Below are 17,774 nucleotides of genomic sequence, written 5' to 3'. Positions count from 1 at the left end.
AAGCAGGAATTTACTTTCCTGCTTTTTCATATAGGGGTGTAATGAATGTTAAGAGGGACATATTTATTCGGATATGCTTTCTTTTTTACAGTAGGTATTATCCATATATCAACAGGGAGTTTGACACCATTTCTATTAGAGGCTTTTAACAAGACAACAGATGATATTTCGGTCATAATCTTCTTTCAGTTTACCGGATTTCTAAGCGGAGTATTAATCGCACCGTTAATGATTAAGAAATACAGTCATTTTAGGACACTTACTTTAGCTTTGACAATAATGCTTGTAGCGTTAAGTATCTTTTTTCTAACTAAGGATTGGTATTATATTGTTGTAATGGCTTTTCTCTTAGGATATGGGGCAGGCACATTAGAAACGACAGTTGGTTCATTTGTTATTGCTAATTTCGAAAGTAATGCAGAAAAAATGAGTAAGCTGGAAGTTCTCTTTGGATTAGGCGCTTTATCTTTCCCATTATTAATTAATTCCTTCATAGATATCAATAACTGGTTTTTACCGTATTACTGTATATTCACCTTTTTATTCGTCCTATTCGTAGGGTGGTTAATTTTCTTGTCTAAGAACCGAGAGTACGCTAAGAATGCTAACCAACAAGTGACCTTTCCAGATGGAGGAGCATTTCAATACTTTATAGGAGATAGAAAAAAATCAAAGCAATTAGGCTTTTTTGTATTTTTCGCTTTCCTATATGCTGGAATTGAAACAAATTTTGCCAACTTTTTACCTTCAATCATGATAAACCAAGACAATGAACAAATTAGTCTTATAAGTGTCTCCTTTTTCTGGGTAGGGATCATCATAGGAAGAATATTGATTGGTTTCGTAAGTAGAAGGCTTGATTTTTCTAAATACCTCCTTTTTAGCTGTAGTTGTTTAATTGTTTTGTTGATTGCTTTCTCTTATATAAGTAACCCATTACTTCAATTGAGTGGTACATTTTTGATTGGCCTAAGTATAGCGGGCATATTTCCCATTGCTTTAACACTAGCATCAATCATTATTCAGAAGTACGTTGACGAAGTTACAAGTTTATTTATTGCTTCGGCAAGTTTCGGAGGAGCGATCATCTCTTTCTTAATTGGATGGAGTTTAAATCAGGATACGATCTTATTAACCATGGGAATATTTACAACTATGGCGGTCATTCTAGTAGGTATTTCTGTAAAGATTAGGAGAACTAAAACAGAAGACCCTATTTCATTTGAAAACAAAGCATCAAAAACACGTGTAAATGAAAGATACTAATAGACATATCGTAAGTAAGAAGAGGACTTAATGTCCTCTTTTTACTTTTCAAATAAAAATAAAACAAATGAATGAATTGAGGTAAATACATGTACAAATTTATATATATAGAAGATACATTGAGTGAAAAAGATCAGTGGTTCCAATTATTAGAAAGTAAAATCACAAGTTACTTGGGTATTCTAGAGATCTCTGACCAATTTCAGAATAGGTTGATTCATAACGAATTGTTGGATGGTACGGCATCTCTGCAGAAGATATTGGCAAGTTAACAACAGACTTAGCTGAGAAATGACAGGGTCTATTAAGTGGGGGTACGAAAATTCTTATGCGTGAAAATGAAACAAGTATTACATTTGTTGATTCTATGGGAGTATTAGCCGAAATAGAAAGTGAGACATTCCTCCCAAGAGGAAATAAAAGGACTAAATAGGTGGCTTGCTACAGAAGGTCTTTCCTTGTTTATATGGAGAAAACAGTGTTTTAGCAAGGGAGATAGTAGATGATAGAAGTGGGCAGAGCTATCAGAAAACATATCTGTAAAAAAATAATTCTAAAATTCCCTCGAAATATTTTGAGAGCATCAAAAGCCAAAGAGCAAATTTTGAGATGAACCGAAGATGCATGTAAACTAAAGGGAAATCCTAAAATTTATAGGGGCGATATGATGAAAAAGATTATTAAAGGAAGTTTGCTGCGCGACAATCCCGAGAAGGCAATGCACTTATATTATGGAATATGTTTAGGAATCTGGCTGATTTATAATTTGGTGACATCCGGCTCCCCTGGACTGCCGCTTATGATTTTAGTCGGAGGAAATCTGATTTACGTTACAATCTTGAAAAAGAAAGAAGAAACGTGAAAAACACGCACCGCAGTGCGTGTTTTTTTATTTAAAAATGCTAGGAAGCCCCCCTTCAATTTCTTCTGACGACGGATACCATTTTGTCACCAGATCCCGAAACAGCCGTTCCGCAAAAAGAATCTCTTCCTCGGTATAGCGGTCAAAAAATGACAGAAAACGCTGTTCAGCCTTCTGATGATAATATTTGTGCAAACTGTGCAGCTTTTTTCCAGCAGGCGTCAATCGGAAGTAGACCTCCTTTTTATTATCGCTGAGCTGTGTTCTGTGAAGGAAGCCTGCGCCGAGCAATTTTGTGCTGATGCGTGATACAGTCGCTTTTGTCGTATTCATTTTTTCTGCTATCGACGTGACATTAATTGGTTCATTGTCCCCGACACAGGATAGAACATGAATTTCTGTCATCGTCAATTGAGATTTACTCCCGTGCTCTACATCCAGCTTCCTCAATTCGTCAGATAAAAAGACTTTAATAAGCCCCTCCCATTTCTCCTGCTGATGTATGAGCTCCGCATACAATTCAAAAAGATTGCGTTTCGTATGATCTGTGTTCATCGAGTCTTCCATCCTTTTTCATTCGATTGTTTCTTCTATCATACCGTTTTGTTACAGATGAAACAATCGAATTGAATTATACTCGGCTGGTGACGGAAAACCAGCGTCTGATCCCTTTTTGAATCACCTCGGCACAATCGGGCGCTGATGCATCCACCGCCCAGGCTACATGTCCATCGGGACGAATCAATATGGTATGCACATCCCGCAACTTTTCATTCGGTTCTGCAAGCGAGACGGTTACCGAACGTAAGCCATTCACTTCGATATGATCATCAGCTTCCTGCCTCAATGACAGCAAAACGAATGTCCCGTTTTGGAGAAAACTGTACAGCCATTCCGAACTGCCGTCGGAAAGAATCAGCTCCATGTCAGGGAGCCTTGCCCCGTTCAAACGATTCGGCGGCATGGTACGATCAGCTTCATATCTGACATCGAGTGCAGAAATTTGCCCTGCTACATATCGATTCACATCAGGGAAGGCCAGCAGCTCCGACATCATGCTTCGCAAATGGAGACCTGCTTGAGTGAAATCGATCAGCTTTGTCTGCGCCTCCGTGTTTCTGAGGAGCCCTTCCGCTGCCGGATGCCGCTCGTCATGGTAGCTGTCCAAAAGCCACGAAGGCGCAGAGCCTTTGATGGCCGCCGCCAGTTTCCACCCGAGGTTCATTGCATCCTGAAGGCCGACATTCAGTCCTTGCCCGCCCGCTGGAAAATGAATATGCGCGGCATCACCCGCAAGAAAGATTCTGCCGTCCCGATACCGTTTCGCTTGGCGCGCGGCGTTCCCGAACCGCGACATCCACGAAGGGTCGGTTAAACCGAAGTCAGTTCCGCAAATTCGCAGGAGGTCAGCTTTCAGCTCTTCCTCAGTCACAGGCACATCTTTCGGCGTTTGCGTGCGATAAGGACTGATCACAACGACACGGTATCGGTCTGGAGATAACGGAACAATCATAACACCGCCCTCTTTTGTGCAAAGGGACAGCACGCCTGACGGCGGCGGAGAAAGGAGCGCCACATCCCCAAGCGCAGCGGTGACAGTGCTGTCTGTTCCCGGAAACTCAATTTTCGCCTGTTTCCGGACGGTACTTCCGGCGCCATCTGCACCAATGGCAAACTTGCTTGTGATTGTCCGTACACTGCCGTCCCGATCCTTAAAAATTGTTTGGACCTCTTCCCCGTTTTGCGTAACCGCCAGCGCCTCTGCACCCCGAAACACCTCTGTTCCCAGGCTTCGTGCATGATCTTCAAGCAGCTTTTCTGTTTTTGACTGCGGGAGCAAAAGCGTGTAAGGACAGCTCGTATCCAAGCCTGAAAAATCCAGACGGGTATCCAGCATTGAAAAATGTCCGGAAGGTATCTTGCTTCCCTTGGATACGAACCGCTCTAAAATCCCTCTCATCTCAAGAAGCTCCAGCGTTCGGGGATGCAGCGTCAACGCCTTGGAATGCGGAACAGGTTTTTCAAGCCGTTCAATCACACATGTTCCTACTCCGGCCATCGCAAGCTCAGAAGCCAGCATAAATCCGACCGGCCCTCCTCCTATAATCACTGCTTCATATTTCATCATCATTCACCACTCCTTTTGTTTCATACAAAACGAACAAAATCTAATAAAAACAACCCATAATCATAAAACAACCGTTTTTTTGTTACGCGCGTAACAATATTGATTATAGCTCCTTACAAATTTTTCTTCAACACATTTTTCCAAACGGCATACAAAAAGACGCCTCTTCAATTAGCGTCTTTTTATTCGGCATCAGAAATCACACCGACAATATTTTTTTCTCTTATCGGACCAAAATGCCGGCTGTCGAAGCTGTATATGCGATTATCTCCAACGACAAAATATTTTCCTTTCGGCACCTTGCTTGTTCCCGTCACATCTTTCAAAGAAAAATCACCCGTTACATGGCTGCCGGCAGAAACAGATTTCAAATGCTTCAAAAATGGCTCAGCAACCTGCTTTCCGTTCACATACAGCTGATCATCTTTATATTTGATCGTTTCACCGGGCAAGCCGATTACCCGTTTAATCAGCACTTTATGATCAGGGCCTTTAAAAAGGACGATGTCAAAACGATGGATGGTTTTAAATCGATGCGAAAATTTATTGACCAACAATTCGTTTCCTTCCTGGAAGGTCGGGTTCATACTGACGCCTTCTACCTTGTAATCAATAAAGACAGCATTTTTAACCTGAATGGCGAGAACAACGGACACTACACCGGCAAGAAACCAAAACCGTTTTTTCATGTTACTGTCTCCCTCCATCATGCTCACGCTGACTGGCTCTTACATACAGATACCGCTCCACCTTTTTGCCGACATACCATAAGACAGTGATCACCAATACGGCGATGACCGTTCGAATCGGCTGTGTAATCAGCGCGTGCAGATCATATCCGATGAAGCTGATCATAAAAATCATGACAAGCTTCCCCGAGGCTGCCGCCAAAATAAACGGCCGCGTTCCGATCCTTGACAAACCAGCAACAACATTCACTGCGGCTGACGGTGTAAATGGAAAACAAAGCAGAAGAAACATGGGACCGAAGCCGTGCCTTTCCACCCATAACATCAGCTTTCTGACAGACGGATGACTGCGGATAAATCCAAGCAATTTTCTCTGTCCGTATTGACGGACAATCAAAAAGACGAGAATGGAACCAGCAGTTGATCCCGCCCAGGACAGGATGAATCCTTCCCACAAGCCAAACGAGTTCGTATTCGCCACCACAAACACGATCAGCGGCAAAAACGGGAGAAATGCTTCAATTAAAGGCAGCAGCACAGCAATGAGCGGACCGAAAGCCCTATAGCTTTGAAATAATTCAGTTAAATGTTCTTGTGTCAAATAGGATAAAAAATGCTCCAACATTTATACTCCTTACCGGGTTTGTCTATCCTTATTCTACACATTATCAGCAGAAAACTAAAAAGTTTTGGTGATTTTTTCTGTCTTGAAACATTTCACCAGCCGATATAGAATACAAATAGAACAAACGTTCCCTTAGAAAGAAGGAGTCAACATGCCAAATCTGCAGGAGGAAATATACGATTTAATTGAACGGGCTCTCTTTTTGCCCATGGCCATTACGATTTTTAACCGTGATCTCGCCGGAATTGAAGAAAGCACATTAAAATTGAAGCATCCTTATAAACAGCTTATCAGCGAATCATTAAAAATAGCACAAAAGGATTTGATGGAGGTCAGAAAAGAACTGAGGAAAAGAAAAATTGCAATCCGCGAGACGGAACGCGATGAGGCCTTTACACTCTATACATTTGTCATCGACGGTTATGAAGAAAACCATCGCTATTTTAATCCGCGAATCCGTGAGCAGGTCAGCGAATTATTAACATACTATCTATTTGCCCCAGACAGACTCCGAGCCTTTTGAATCATACTGCCCGTTCCCTCTTCGGGCGATTCAGATCATTAATTTCAGACAATTCACACTATACAAACAAAATAAATTTATTTATAATTCGAACCACAGCCTTTCACCCTAAAAAGTGACATGTGCTGCCATATCTGCGACATCATTTTCATTACGCTTAGGCTTGTACACCCCAATCCTAAATAGAAGGAGGATTCTATGAAACTGATTCACGTTCTTGCCGCTTTGCCCTTTATCGGAATCTTACTCGGCATCCCTTTTGCAAATAAGGTGACCCCCTATGTGTTCGGCATGCCGTTTATTCTTGCCTATATTGTGATGTGGGCTCTTTTGACCTCTGCGCTGATGGCGATTGTGTATGTCCTCGACAAGGAAAATAAAAAGGAGGAAGCAGAATGAATGCAGCTCTCATCATCATCTTCGGTGTCCTGCTCTTGAGTATTTTTCTCGGTATACGCGCCCAAAAAGGAAAAGACATGAACCTGGAGCAGTGGACGGTCGGAGGGCGCGGCTTCGGAACTGTTTTCGTCTTCCTTTTGATGGCAGGCGAAATTTATACTACTTTTACGTTTCTCGGCGGCAGCGGCTGGGCCTACGGAAAAGGCGGTCCAGCCTTTTATATCATCGCCTACGGATGTCTGGCCTACATCCTTTCTTACTGGCTTCTTCCAGCAGTTTGGACGTACGCGAAACAGCATAAACTGATGTCGCAGTCTGATTTTTTCACAAAAAAATACAACAGTCCGCTGCTTGGCATTCTCGTTTCACTGGTCGGCATCGCCGCACTCATTCCCTATCTTGTACTGCAGCTGAAAGGCCTCGGGCTGATTGTATCGGAAACCTCGTACGGCAAAATCACCCCGACCGCTGCCATCTGGATCGGCGCTGTTTCCATCACGGTTTATGTTATGGTTTCAGGCATTCACGGGTCTGCCTGGATATCGGTTGTGAAGGACATCATGATTCTGGTTGTCGTTCTGTTTTTAGGTGTGTATTTGCCAATTCATTACTACGGCGGATTTCAAGACATGTTTCAGCAGATTGAAACGGCAAAGCCTGGCTTTCTTACGCTCCCCGAATCGGGACAAAGTGTGGCCTGGTTCAGTTCAACCGTACTCTTGACAGCGCTTGGTTTTTACATGTGGCCTCACACGTTTTCCGCTTCGTATTCAGCCGAAAACCCAAAAGTGTTTCGTAAAAACGCCATCATCATGCCTTTGTACCAGCTGGTCCTGCTCTTCGTCCTTTTCGTCGGCTTCGCGGCTATCCTGCAAGTTCCAGATCTGAAAGGCGCAGACGGGGATTTGTCGCTTTTGAAACTGTCTCTGCAAGCATTTGACCCTTGGTTTGTCGGAATTATCGGTGCTGCCGGACTGCTGACAGCACTTGTGCCAGGGTCTATGATCTTAATGTCCGCCTCCACGCTGTTTGCAAAAAATGTGTACAAGGTAATTGCGCCCCGCACGACAGAACAACAGGTATCGGCTCTTGCTAAGTTTTTAGTGCCGGTGATTGCGTTGATTTCGGTGTATTTTACCTTCAAAGGCGGGAATACCATCGTTACGTTGCTTTTGATGGGCTACAGCCTTGTCACACAGCTATTCCCCGCCCTTTTGTTCAGCCTGTTCAAGCATAATATGGTGACAAAGCAAGGAGCCTTCGCCGGCATTATTGCAGGTGTCGGAGCAGTTACTTATATTACAATGACGGAAACGACGATCGGCACTTTATTTCCGGCTCTGCCGCAAGCCGCAAAAGACTTGAATGTAGGCATCGTTGCCCTGCTTTTGAATATCACGGTCATGATGGCAGTCAGCCTTATGACAAGGAAGGCGAAAAGCGCTGCGGCCGATCAAGCGGCCTAAGCAATAGAAAAAGCAATCTGGTCATCAGATTGCTTTTTCTTGTTTAACGTTCACAGGCGATAAGATCTTTATCGCGGTCTTTATTTTTATTGGCATCATAAAGCGCCTTAGAGACGTAAGGCTTGTACTTCGTTTTTCCGCCTTTGTTTTTCACCTTCGATGTGCGGGCCACTCCGCCTTTGTATACTTTGTTTAGCTCCTTGCAGTTCTTATAGACCTTCACCTTTGTTTTGGCTTCCGCCACATGGTCAGCTCCGTATGAAAAACCGAAAACGAGACCGAGTGACAGCAAAACCGCCGCCGCTTTTTTCATGACGATTCACTCCCCAATACCCAATATTTAGTTGATTTATAGCTCGAATTTATCATAATTCATATAGTCTTATTTGACAAGATAAATATGGAAGAAGGGTTTGTTTTTTCTTGTTTTCTTTGGTCCTTCAGTGTTCAAACTGCCAAAACATGTTTTTCTCCTTATGCTCAGGGGTACACATACGAATGTACACCAAACAGAAAAGGAGCGTTGCTGATGTCTGATTCAAATCTTACGAATCCTATAAAAGCATTTTTTCATGATGAATTTCCCGAACAATATCAAGAACCGCCAGGCCTGCAAAAGAACATGAAGCCTGTCCCTGATTGCGGAGAAAAAAGCTACAAAGGATCAGGTAAACTAACGGGTCGAAAAGCGCTTGTCACGGGCGGCGATTCCGGTATCGGCCGCGCTGCCGCGATTGCTTATGCCAGAGAAGGTGCCGATGTGGCCATTAACTACTTGCCCGAGGAACAGCCAGATGCTGAAGAGGTAAAAGAGCTGATTGAAGCAGAAGGCCGAAAAGCAGTGCTGATCCCCGGAGACTTGAGCGACGAATCCTTTTGCCAAGATCTAGTCAAACAGTCGCATCACGAACTAGGCGGACTTGATGTGCTAGCGCTCGTTGCAGGCAAACAGCAAGCGGTCGAAAACATCGAAGATCTGCCTACTGAACAAATCTATAAAACATTTGAAGTGAACGTCTTTTCCCTTTACTGGGTTGTAAAAGCGGCGCTTCCGTATTTGCCGGAGGGAGCTTCAATTATCACAACTACCTCAGTTGAAGGCTATAATCCAAGCCCGATGCTGTTAGATTACGCAGCAACGAAAAACGCCATTATCGGCTTTACCGTCGGACTGGGAAAACAGCTTGCTTCCAAAGGCATCAGAGTAAATTCAGTTGCGCCCGGACCAATTTGGACACCGCTGCAAATTTCCGGCGGACAGCCGACGGAAAACATCCCGAAATTCGGACAAGCCACGCCGCCAGCTCCATTAAATCGCGCTGGACAGCCAGTGGAATTGGCCGATGTTTATGTATTTCTGGCTTCAGAGAATTCAAGCTATGTGACATCTCAGGTATATGGAATCACCGGAGGAATTCCGACGGCATAGGTTTATGAAAGGAGCTGCCCTGTGGGTCAGCTCCTTTCTATTTTCTAATACCGCTCCCCGAGCTCACGCAAAATAAAATCATAAATCATCTTCGTCCGCTCTTCCTTCGGGTACAGCATAAATTCCTGCCTTTTCGGCACGCGGTGGTCGATTCTGTCTTGGAATTTGGTTCTAAGCCACGCTGTTCGATATACCTGGTTCTCGAACGAATTATAAGAGATCGGCAGCTCCATCGTTTTCCCATTGGAAAACGTCACTTCCGTATCGTCGAATTCAGTCGCTTTGAATTCTTTTACATGCACATGGGAAATCCAGCCGCATTGGGGTCTTGTCGAAGAAAGTGTAGGGAATAAAAAGATTTGGTTCGAAGGGTCCACCATGATTGGCGGCTTGTGTGAAATTTTTGTCACTTCATAAGTTCCTGCTTTTCTTCCCGCATAGCTTGATCCAAAAAATCGGCAGCTTCTGTCGACAATTTGCAGCGGCTTCATGTTGACATAAAACACGCAATCTTTTTCAATAATTTTGGAACAGATTTTGCCGTCTATTTCTTCTGGCAGCACTGCAATTGTTGCGCCGTTCACTTCATACGATTCTAAAGGTGCGTCTGTTTTCTGACTCATATTATGGCCTCCATCCTTTTTCTGCAAAATTTATACTAATAATCTATCATCTGTTTTTATAAAACGACAGGTTTTTTTAACATTTAAGATAAAATCATCTTTTAATGATATTTAATGGTACTAAATTACTAGTAATAAACCGATTTTACTTTCATAAGACTTTCCGGTTTACGGCATTTTGCAGGATATGTCGATAGATTGCCAAGTATTAGTTGTCTAAAAATTATAAAAATTTATTGATTTTTTCGACCGTTATCCATATACTATAAAAAAGGCATTGGGGGGATTCTTTATGAAAGAGAAAAAATCGTACACTGAGCTCATGAAGTCCCGCAACACGCAAAAAACAAAAGAATTCGATGTCACAATGACGGATATTTACATTCAAATGGTGCTCGATGAATCCTTGTATAACCGTCGGCTTGCCATGCTGACGGACCAAATTAACAAAGCCTTGGACGAAAAAGATAAAGATGCGTTTCTTACGCTCTCTAAAGAATATGCAGCGCTCAAGCAGAGCGAATAAGCCAATCCTTCAAGGATTGGCTTTTTATTATCCGTTCACAATTGTTCCGCCATTGACGTGAATCGTCTGTCCTGTGACGTATGTGGAATCGTCGCTGGCAAGGTATAGATAGCTTGGCGCCACTTCGACCGGCTGTCCCGGGCGTTCCATCGGCACGTCTGAACCAAACACTTCCACGTCTTTTGCGGCAAAGCTGGCCGGGATAAGCGGTGTCCAAATGGGACCCGGTGCCACTGCATTGACCCGTATGCCCTGCTGAACAAGCGATTGGGAAAGGGACCTTGTAAACGTAACGATCGCGCCTTTTGTCGCTGAATAATCGATCAGCGTTTTATTGCCTTTATAGGCGGTAATAGAAGCGGTATTAATAATAGAGCTCCCTTTTTTTAAATGAGGCAGCACTGCCTTTGTTAAGTAAAACATGGAAAAAATGTTTGTTTGGAAGGTTCTGATCAGCTGGTGGCTGGTGATTTTTTCAATGCTGGGCTGGACATGCTGCTCAGCTGCATTGTTAACCAATATATCAATAGATGGAAACACTTGGCTTGCCTGCCCGACCACATCATTGCAAAACGCTTCATCCCCGACATCTCCTGCAATCAGCAGGCATTTTACCCCTTCCTTTTCTACATACTGCTTTGTTTCCTCGGCGTCCTGATGTTCATTCAAATACACAATGACCACATTAGCCCCTTCTTTTGCGAATAACACTGATACAGCGCGTCCAATTCCGCTGTCTCCTCCAGTAATAATAGCGGTTTTGCCCTCTAATTTTTTCGCTTTCTTCGGCTTATCAAAAACCGGACGCGGGTCCATCAGATATTCAAAACCAGGCTGCTGGTTCTGGTGCTGAGGCGGTAATGTTTTCTTTTTTTGATTCGCCAATGAAATCACTCCTTTTCAACCTTATTATGTTATGAACAATGCCTGCTTCCTATGTATGAAAAGATAGAATATGGAAAAATTAAGAATAAATCTGATTGGAGGTATAACGGCTTGGCTAATCAACATTTTGCAAAGGAAGCACCTGAAACATACTGGAAAACATCAACTGACCTGCCTTCTTTTCCTGCGCTTCAAGAGGACACTGAATGTGACATCACCATTATCGGAGGCGGGATTACGGGAATCACAACGGCATATGAACTTACGAAGAGAGGCTTCCGTGTCGTTTTGATTGAAGCAAATCAGGTTCTTAACGGAACCACTGCGCATACAACTGCTAAAGTTACCGCACAGCACGACATGATATACGACGAATTTATCCGCCATTTCGGATTAAACCATGCGAGGCTTTATTATGAAGCAAACCAAAACGCAATTGATTACATAAAAGGCATTGTGGATGAACATCAAATTGATTGCGAATGGATCGAGCAAGACGCATATCTTTATACGGCAAATGAAAACGCTGTTCAAAAAATCCGCACCGAGCATGAGGCATACACAAAGCTCGGAATTGAAAGAGACCTTATCAAGGACCTTCCAATTCCCTTAGGTTCTAAGCTGGCGCTTGTCATGAAGAATCAAGCTCAATTTCACCCGCTTCAATACTTAAAAGCGCTTCTGGAGCAAATTGTTCAAAAAGGCGGCCGAATTTATGAAGAGACCGTTGCGCTTGATATCAAAAAAGGCGAAAGGCCCGAAGTGGTAACAAAAAGCCGGCACGCCATTAAGAGCCGCTTTATCATATGCTGTTCCCACTTCCCTTTTTATGACGGAGGCGGATTATATGCTGCGAGAATGTACTCCGACAGATCTTATGTCCTTGCCATCAAGCCGAAGATCGAGTATCCCGAGGGCATGTATTTGAGTATCGATCAGCCGTCAGTGGCGCTCCGCTATACGGTTGTAAACGGTGAAAAGCTGATTCTCTTCAGCGGAGTAAGCCATAAAACAGGCCAGGGAAAAGACATGTCTACACATTATGAAACACTAAGACAACTGGCCGAAAGCACCATCGGCATCGAAAGCATTCCATATTATTGGTCCACCCAAGATCTAGTGACGATCGACAAAATCCCGTTTATCGGGCCGATGTCGGAAAATGAGGACAATATTCTAGTAGCGACCGGGTTCAAAAAATGGGGCATGACGTCCTCAGCAGTCGCAGCCACTCTATTGTCAGACCTTGTGGAGAAAAAAGACAATCCATACGAAAGCATTTTCACTCCGTCCCGTTTCCATCTGAATCCCGGGTTGCAGAAAGTGATTTCCTACAATGCCGATGTCGCCAAGCATTTGATTAAAGGAAAGCTTGAAAAGCCTGATGTCCAATTTGAAGACATTTCGCCAGGAGAAGGGAAAGCCGTCACCATAAACGGCAGGCGAGCGGGAGCATTTCGGGATGAGACAGGCTGCCTCCATCTCGTTGATACGACTTGTACCCATTTAGGCTGCGAGGTCGAGTGGAACGACAGTGAGCATACGTGGGATTGTCCGTGCCACGGATCACGCTTTAAGCCATCTGGCGAAGTTGTAGAGGGTCCGGCCATTAAACCATTAAAACAAATAGATCTCGATTAAACCGTTCATTTTAATGAACGGTTTTTCAAATATTTTTCATCTGCAGCTTCATTCATGTTTCCCTTGGCCGATAAAAAAGAAAAAGGCTTAAAAAGCCAAAAAGTAAAAATTATATTTTTCCCAAGGGGGATCATTGTATTGTTATTTAAAAAAGACAGAAAACAAGAAACAGCTTACTTTTCAGATTCAAACGGACAGCAAAAAAACCGCATTCAGCTCACAAACAAACATGCAGATGTCAAAAAACAGCTCAAAATGGTCAGGTTGGGAGATGCTGAGCTTTACGTGTTAGAGCAGCTTCAGCCACTCATTCAAGAAAATATCGTATACATCGTCGATGCGTTTTATAAAAACCTTGACCATGAAAGCTCATTGATGGATATCATTAATGATCACAGCTCAGTTGACCGCTTAAAACAAACGTTAAAACGGCATATTCAGGAAATGTTTGCAGGCGTTATCGATGATGAATTCATTGAAAAGCGTAACCGAATCGCCTCCATCCATTTAAAAATCGGCCTTTTGCCAAAATGGTATATGGGTGCGTTTCAAGAGCTTCTTTTGTCAATGATTGACATTTATGAAGCGTCTATTACAAATCAGCAAGAACTGCTAAAAGCCATTAAAGCAACAACAAAAATCTTGAACTTAGAACAGCAGCTTGTCCTTGAAGCGTTTCAAAGCGAGTACAACCAGACCCGTGATGAACAAGAAGAAAAGAAAAACCTTCTTCATCAGAAAATTCAAGAAACCTCTGGATCGATTGCCAATCTGTTTTCAGAAACAAGCAGGTCAGTTCAAGAGCTTGTGGACAAATCTGAAGGCATTTCTCAAGCATCCAAAGCCGGTACTGTAACATCCAGCACTGTTGAAGAAAAGTCGATCGGCGGAAAAAAAGAGCTAGAAGTCCAGCAAAAACAGATGAACAAAATTGACACAAGCCTTGTCCAAATCGAAAAAGAAATGGTCAAGCTGGATGAAATCGCGCAGCAAATTGAAAAAATCTTCGGCATCGTCACAGGCATAGCTGAACAAACAAACCTTCTCTCGCTCAATGCATCTATTGAATCCGCCCGCGCCGGAGAACACGGCAAAGGCTTTGCTGTCGTGGCAAATGAAGTGCGGAAGCTTTCTGAGGACACGAAAAAAACCGTCTCTACTGTTTCTGAGCTTGTGAACAATACGAATACACAAATCAACATTGTATCGAAGCATATCAAAGACGTAAATGAGCTAGTCAGCGAAAGTAAAGAAAAAATGACGCAAATTAACCGCTTATTCGATGAAATCGTCCACAGCATGAAAATCAGCAAAGAGCAATCAGGAAAAATCGACGTCGATCTGCAAGCCTTTCTTGGAGGGCTTCAGGAAGTCAGCCGCGCCGTTTCCCATGTGGCCGCTTCCGTTGATTCGCTTGTCATCCTGACAGAAGAATAACCATCAAAAACCGGTCTGCCATACGGCCGGTTTTTCTGTGTTCATTATGTAAACCAAAATTAAAAATTGGTTGACATGATAATTACCTGCATTTATTGTATAACCATATTTGATTACTGTTTGGAGGATTTCACATGCTGAAATTAATCGACATGATGCATATTGCGATTTTCACCGCACTGATGGCAGTGCTCGGCTTTATGCCCCCTCTCTTCTTATCCTTTACACCCGTTCCGATTACATTGCAAACGCTTGGTGTCATGTTGGCAGGCAGTATCCTCAGGCCAAAGTCTGCTTTCTTAAGCCAGCTTGTCTTTTTGCTGCTCGTCGCCTTCGGAGCGCCGCTGTTGCCCGGCGGACGAGGCGGTTTTGGTGTGTTTTTCGGACCGAGCGCAGGCTTTTTGATTGCTTATCCCCTCGCTTCATGGCTGATCAGTTTAGCCGCTAACAGGCTGCGGAAGGTGACAGTATTGCGTCTCTTTTTCACTCATATCGTATTCGGCATCATCTTTATTTATCTGCTTGGTATACCGGTACAAGCTTTTATCATGCATATTGATTTGTCACAGGCCGCCTTCATGAGCCTTGCATATGTGCCTGGTGATTTGATAAAAGCGGCTGCATCTGCATTTCTGGCGATAAAAATCACTCAAGCCTTGTCTCTTTCTGATACGATGTTTACAAAAGGAGGATGACACTACATGACAATTACTCATACCTATTCATCTACCGCCGAAACATCGCCCGGGCGTGTGGCGATCCAGACTGAATCGGAGCAAATCACGTACCAGGATTGGGCTCGTCTTGTCTTTCAAACCGCAAATTGGCTGAGGTCACAGCCGAGCTTGCCGAATCGTGTGGCGATCCTGCTCCCAAATAGTCTGGCGTTTTTACAGCTGTTTGCCGGAGCCGCAGCGGCTGGATGCACAGCCATTCCCATCGACACACGCTGGAGCCCGGCTGAATGTAAGGAGCGGCTGTCCATAAGCAATGCAGATCTTGTGGTTACTTTAGCCTTTTTTAAAAACAAACTGACAGATAGCCAGACACCTGTTGTATTGCTGGATAACTGTATGGCAGATATTTCTGAAGCAGCCGCTGATCCCTTGCCTACCATTGATCCGGAGCACCCTTTTTATATGGGATTTACGTCGGGCTCGACAGGAAAACCGAAGGCCTTTACGCGATCTCACCGCTCATGGATAGAGAGCTTTACCTGTACAGGAACAGATTTTTCGATTTCATCAGATGATAAGGTTCTGATTCCCGGAACGTTAATGTCCTCTCACTTCCTATATGGGGCTGTCAGCACTTTGTTTCTCGGAGGAACCGTTTGTTTGCTGAAAAAGTTTTCTCCTGCCAAAGCGAAGGAATGGCTGTGCCGTGAATCCATCAGCGTTCTCTATACCGTACCGACGATGACAGACGCCCTCACAAGGATTGAGGGTTTTCCCGACAGTCCCGTCAAAATCATTTCATCCGGCGCAGACTGGCCGGCAGAATCCAAGGAGAAGCTTGCCGCTGCATGGCCTCATCTCAAGCTGTACGATTTTTACGGCACATCAGAGCTAAGTTTTGTTACGTTTTCTTCACCGGAAGACAGCAAACGGAAGCCTCATTCAGCGGGCCGCCCTTTTCATAATGTCCGGATCGAAATCCGCAACGCTGGAGGAGAACGCTGCCAGCCAGGGGAAATCGGAAAAATATTTGTCAAAAGCCCGATGCGTTTTTCCGGCTATGTTAACGGCAGCACACCAGATGAATGGATAACAGTGGATGATATGGGCTATGTTGATGAGGATGGCTTTCTATACATATCAGGAAGAGAAAACGGGATGATCGTGTACGGAGGATTAAATATTTTCCCAGAAGAAATTGAACGTGTGCTTCTCGCCTGCCCAGAGGTTGAAAACGTGGCTGTCGTTGGAATTCCCGACGAGTATTGGGGAGAAATCGCTGTAGCTGTCATTCTTGGAAACGCTAATGCCAGAACACTGAAAGTCTGGTGTAAACAGAAATTAGCCTCCTACAAAATCCCGAAAAAATGGGTGTTTGCAGACAGCTTGCCGGAAACGAGCAGCGGAAAAATTGCCCGTTCCAGCGTGAAAAAATGGCTGGAAGAGGGTGTACAGTATAATTGAATGCGGTTATTGTTGATGCAAAGCGAACGATCTTTGGAAATCAAAACGGACTGCTGAAGCCCTTCCTGCCGGAGGATTTGGCGGCTCCCATCATCCGCTGTCTCAGCCGAAAGCTAGAGGATCAAATTGACGAGGTTATTCTCGGAAATGCTACCGGCAGAGGCGGCAACCTCGCCAGACTGTCAGCCCTTCAAGCCGGACTGCCTTTATCGGTTCCCGGAATGACAATTGACAGACAGTGCGGCTCCGGCCTTGAAGCTGTGCGCTATGCCTGCAGCCTTATTCAAGCGGGAGCCGGCACGGTGTATATCGCGGGCGGCTCAGAAAGCAGCAGCCAATCCCCTTTTTCAGAACGGGCCCGCTTTTCTCCAGATGCCATCGGCGATCCCGACATGGGCATCGCAGCAGAATATACGGCAGCACGCTATTCCATCAGCAGAAACATGCAGGATGAGTACGCGCTTCTCAGCCATCAACGCAGCAGGAACGCGCATGATGGAGGATTTTACCGTGAAGAAATTGTTCCTCTCGGGGAATTGGAGACAGACGAAGCATTTTTGAAAACACGTCCGATAAAAGCGATTATTCCCCGCGCAAAGCCGGTTTTCGACACCAGCTCCGGAACAGTCACAGCAGCCAACAGCAGCGGCATAGCAGACGGAGCAGCGGCTCTTTTAGTAATGGAAGAAGAAAAAGCGGCAGCCCTGGGACTTAAGCCTGTGCTCCGGTTTATCGGCAGCGCAGTCAGCGGGATTCACCCCAACTATCCGCCCGCGGCACCGGTTGATGCGATCCGTAATCTCTTACATACACACGATGTAACACCTGATGATATCGGTTTATTTGAAATCAACGAAGCCTTTGCCGTCAAAATTTGTGTCTGCTCGCAAGAACTCGGCATTCCCTTTTCAAAAATCAATGTGCGCGGCGGCGCATTAGCTCTTGGCCATCCATACGGTGCATCAGGTGCAGCTCTGGTAACCAGATTGTTTTATGAAGCGAAAAGACGGACAGACTGTCAATATGCTGTTGCAGCCATCGGAAGCGGCGGCGGAATTGGGCTGGCTTTATTATTTGAAGTTCTTGCATAGGCTTTTTTATAGGATGCACGCTTTCGATTTAGTATAATAGCGA

The 17,774-nt window shown here is 44.4% G+C and carries 19 protein-coding genes and 1 pseudogene; 13 read left to right on the top strand and 7 right to left on the bottom strand.

What is annotated here, in order from left to right; all coding sequences use genetic code 11:
* The first annotated feature begins 45 nt into the window (after nt 1–45).
* Nucleotides 46–1,266, top strand: coding sequence for a glucose/mannose transporter GlcP (gene glcP, locus NX903_RS05125; protein ID WP_086343666.1), 1,221 nt, complete (start codon nt 46–48; stop codon nt 1,264–1,266).
* Between the two features lie 664 nt (nt 1,267–1,930).
* On the top strand, nt 1,931–2,128 hold the full coding sequence (locus NX903_RS05120; RefSeq protein ID WP_014479377.1) for a hypothetical protein: 198 nt from the start codon (nt 1,931–1,933) through the stop codon (nt 2,126–2,128).
* A gap of 27 nt (nt 2,129–2,155) precedes the next feature.
* Here the strand turns inward: NX903_RS05120 and NX903_RS05115 are convergent, their stop codons facing one another.
* The 4 genes from NX903_RS05115 to NX903_RS05100 all read right to left on the bottom strand — a co-directional run bounded on the left by NX903_RS05115 (nt 2,156) and on the right by NX903_RS05100 (nt 5,570).
* The gene (locus tag NX903_RS05115) at nt 2,156–2,683 is read right to left on the bottom strand and encodes a MarR family transcriptional regulator (protein WP_041335554.1); all 528 of its coding nucleotides are present in this window, start codon (nt 2,681–2,683) and stop codon (nt 2,156–2,158) included.
* Nucleotides 2,684–2,759: 76 nt separating this feature from the next.
* Nucleotides 2,760–4,259 carry a monooxygenase gene (locus NX903_RS05110; RefSeq protein WP_086343665.1) on the bottom strand — a complete coding sequence of 500 codons (1,500 nt, stop codon included), beginning with the start codon at nt 4,257–4,259 and terminating at the stop codon, nt 2,760–2,762.
* A gap of 179 nt (nt 4,260–4,438) precedes the next feature.
* Entirely contained in the window at nt 4,439–4,945 is a 507-nt protein-coding gene (gene lepB / locus NX903_RS05105; protein WP_003233128.1) for a signal peptidase I, read from the bottom strand.
* A 1-nt stretch (nt 4,946) separates the two neighbouring features.
* Nucleotides 4,947–5,570, bottom strand: coding sequence for a TVP38/TMEM64 family protein (locus NX903_RS05100; RefSeq protein ID WP_014479375.1), 624 nt, complete (start codon nt 5,568–5,570; stop codon nt 4,947–4,949).
* A 151-nt stretch (nt 5,571–5,721) separates the two neighbouring features.
* Here NX903_RS05100 and NX903_RS05095 point away from each other — a divergent pair, with 151 nt between their 5' ends.
* The 3 genes from NX903_RS05095 to NX903_RS05085 all read left to right on the top strand — a co-directional run bounded on the left by NX903_RS05095 (nt 5,722) and on the right by NX903_RS05085 (nt 7,958).
* On the top strand, nt 5,722–6,093 hold the full coding sequence (locus NX903_RS05095) for a hypothetical protein (RefSeq protein ID WP_014476361.1): 372 nt from the start codon (nt 5,722–5,724) through the stop codon (nt 6,091–6,093).
* A gap of 198 nt (nt 6,094–6,291) precedes the next feature.
* A complete protein-coding gene (locus tag NX903_RS05090) occupies nt 6,292–6,492 on the top strand; it encodes a DUF3311 domain-containing protein (protein ID WP_003224377.1) in 201 nt (66 codons plus the stop codon).
* Nucleotides 6,489–7,958, top strand: coding sequence for a sodium:solute symporter family protein (locus NX903_RS05085; RefSeq protein WP_086343664.1), 1,470 nt, complete (start codon nt 6,489–6,491; stop codon nt 7,956–7,958). The genes NX903_RS05090 and NX903_RS05085 overlap by 4 nt, the downstream gene beginning before the upstream one ends.
* A gap of 43 nt (nt 7,959–8,001) precedes the next feature.
* Here NX903_RS05085 and NX903_RS05080 read toward each other — a convergent pair whose 3' ends face one another.
* On the bottom strand, nt 8,002–8,271 hold the full coding sequence (locus tag NX903_RS05080; protein WP_021479615.1) for an excalibur calcium-binding domain-containing protein: 270 nt from the start codon (nt 8,269–8,271) through the stop codon (nt 8,002–8,004).
* A 216-nt stretch (nt 8,272–8,487) separates the two neighbouring features.
* Between NX903_RS05080 and NX903_RS05075 the strand changes: the two genes are divergently transcribed.
* Nucleotides 8,488–9,387: an SDR family oxidoreductase gene (locus NX903_RS05075; RefSeq protein WP_086343663.1), complete on the top strand. Its 900-nt coding sequence runs from the start codon at nt 8,488–8,490 to the stop codon at nt 9,385–9,387.
* Between the two features lie 44 nt (nt 9,388–9,431).
* Here NX903_RS05075 and comK read toward each other — a convergent pair whose 3' ends face one another.
* Nucleotides 9,432–10,010: a competence transcription factor ComK gene (gene comK, locus NX903_RS05070; protein ID WP_003245329.1), complete on the bottom strand. Its 579-nt coding sequence runs from the start codon at nt 10,008–10,010 to the stop codon at nt 9,432–9,434.
* A gap of 292 nt (nt 10,011–10,302) precedes the next feature.
* Here comK and NX903_RS05065 point away from each other — a divergent pair, with 292 nt between their 5' ends.
* Entirely contained in the window at nt 10,303–10,536 is a 234-nt protein-coding gene (locus NX903_RS05065; RefSeq protein WP_003233142.1) for an IDEAL domain-containing protein, read from the top strand.
* Between the two features lie 27 nt (nt 10,537–10,563).
* On the opposite strand, the gene NX903_RS05060 is transcribed toward NX903_RS05065, so the two are convergent.
* On the bottom strand, nt 10,564–11,421 hold the full coding sequence (locus NX903_RS05060; protein ID WP_003245662.1) for an SDR family oxidoreductase: 858 nt from the start codon (nt 11,419–11,421) through the stop codon (nt 10,564–10,566).
* 111 nt (nt 11,422–11,532) lie between these two features.
* On the opposite strand from NX903_RS05060, the gene NX903_RS05055 reads away from it, so the two are divergent.
* The 6 genes and pseudogenes from NX903_RS05055 (at nt 11,533) to NX903_RS05035 (ending at nt 17,731) form a co-directional block, all read left to right on the top strand.
* On the top strand, nt 11,533–13,062 hold the full coding sequence (locus NX903_RS05055; RefSeq protein WP_014476355.1) for an FAD-dependent oxidoreductase: 1,530 nt from the start codon (nt 11,533–11,535) through the stop codon (nt 13,060–13,062).
* Nucleotides 13,063–13,116: 54 nt separating this feature from the next.
* A pseudogene (locus NX903_RS20955) lies at nt 13,117–13,743 on the top strand (protoglobin domain-containing protein); the annotation flags it as partial.
* A gap of 240 nt (nt 13,744–13,983) precedes the next feature.
* Nucleotides 13,984–14,499 (top strand): methyl-accepting chemotaxis protein, encoded by a 516-nt coding sequence (locus tag NX903_RS20950; protein ID WP_326255844.1) that lies wholly within the window; start codon nt 13,984–13,986, stop codon nt 14,497–14,499.
* A 134-nt stretch (nt 14,500–14,633) separates the two neighbouring features.
* Nucleotides 14,634–15,194 carry a biotin transporter BioY gene (locus NX903_RS05045; RefSeq protein ID WP_029945989.1) on the top strand — a complete coding sequence of 187 codons (561 nt, stop codon included), beginning with the start codon at nt 14,634–14,636 and terminating at the stop codon, nt 15,192–15,194.
* A 6-nt stretch (nt 15,195–15,200) separates the two neighbouring features.
* Nucleotides 15,201–16,640, top strand: a complete 1,440-nt coding sequence (locus NX903_RS05040) for an acyl-CoA synthetase (protein ID WP_144486593.1) — start codon at nt 15,201–15,203, stop codon at nt 16,638–16,640.
* A complete protein-coding gene (locus NX903_RS05035) occupies nt 16,637–17,731 on the top strand; it encodes an acetyl-CoA C-acyltransferase (RefSeq protein WP_086343661.1) in 1,095 nt (364 codons plus the stop codon). Before NX903_RS05040 ends, NX903_RS05035 begins: the two co-directional genes overlap by 4 nt.
* Nucleotides 17,732–17,774: the final 43 nt, after the last annotated feature.

The organism is Bacillus sp. FSL R5-0576, assembly GCF_038004765.1.
Classification (GTDB): Bacteria; Bacillota; Bacilli; order Bacillales; family Bacillaceae; genus Bacillus; species Bacillus subtilis.
The sequence above is the reverse complement of the archived record's forward strand: the minus strand, read 5'-3'. Positions and strand labels throughout refer to the sequence as shown.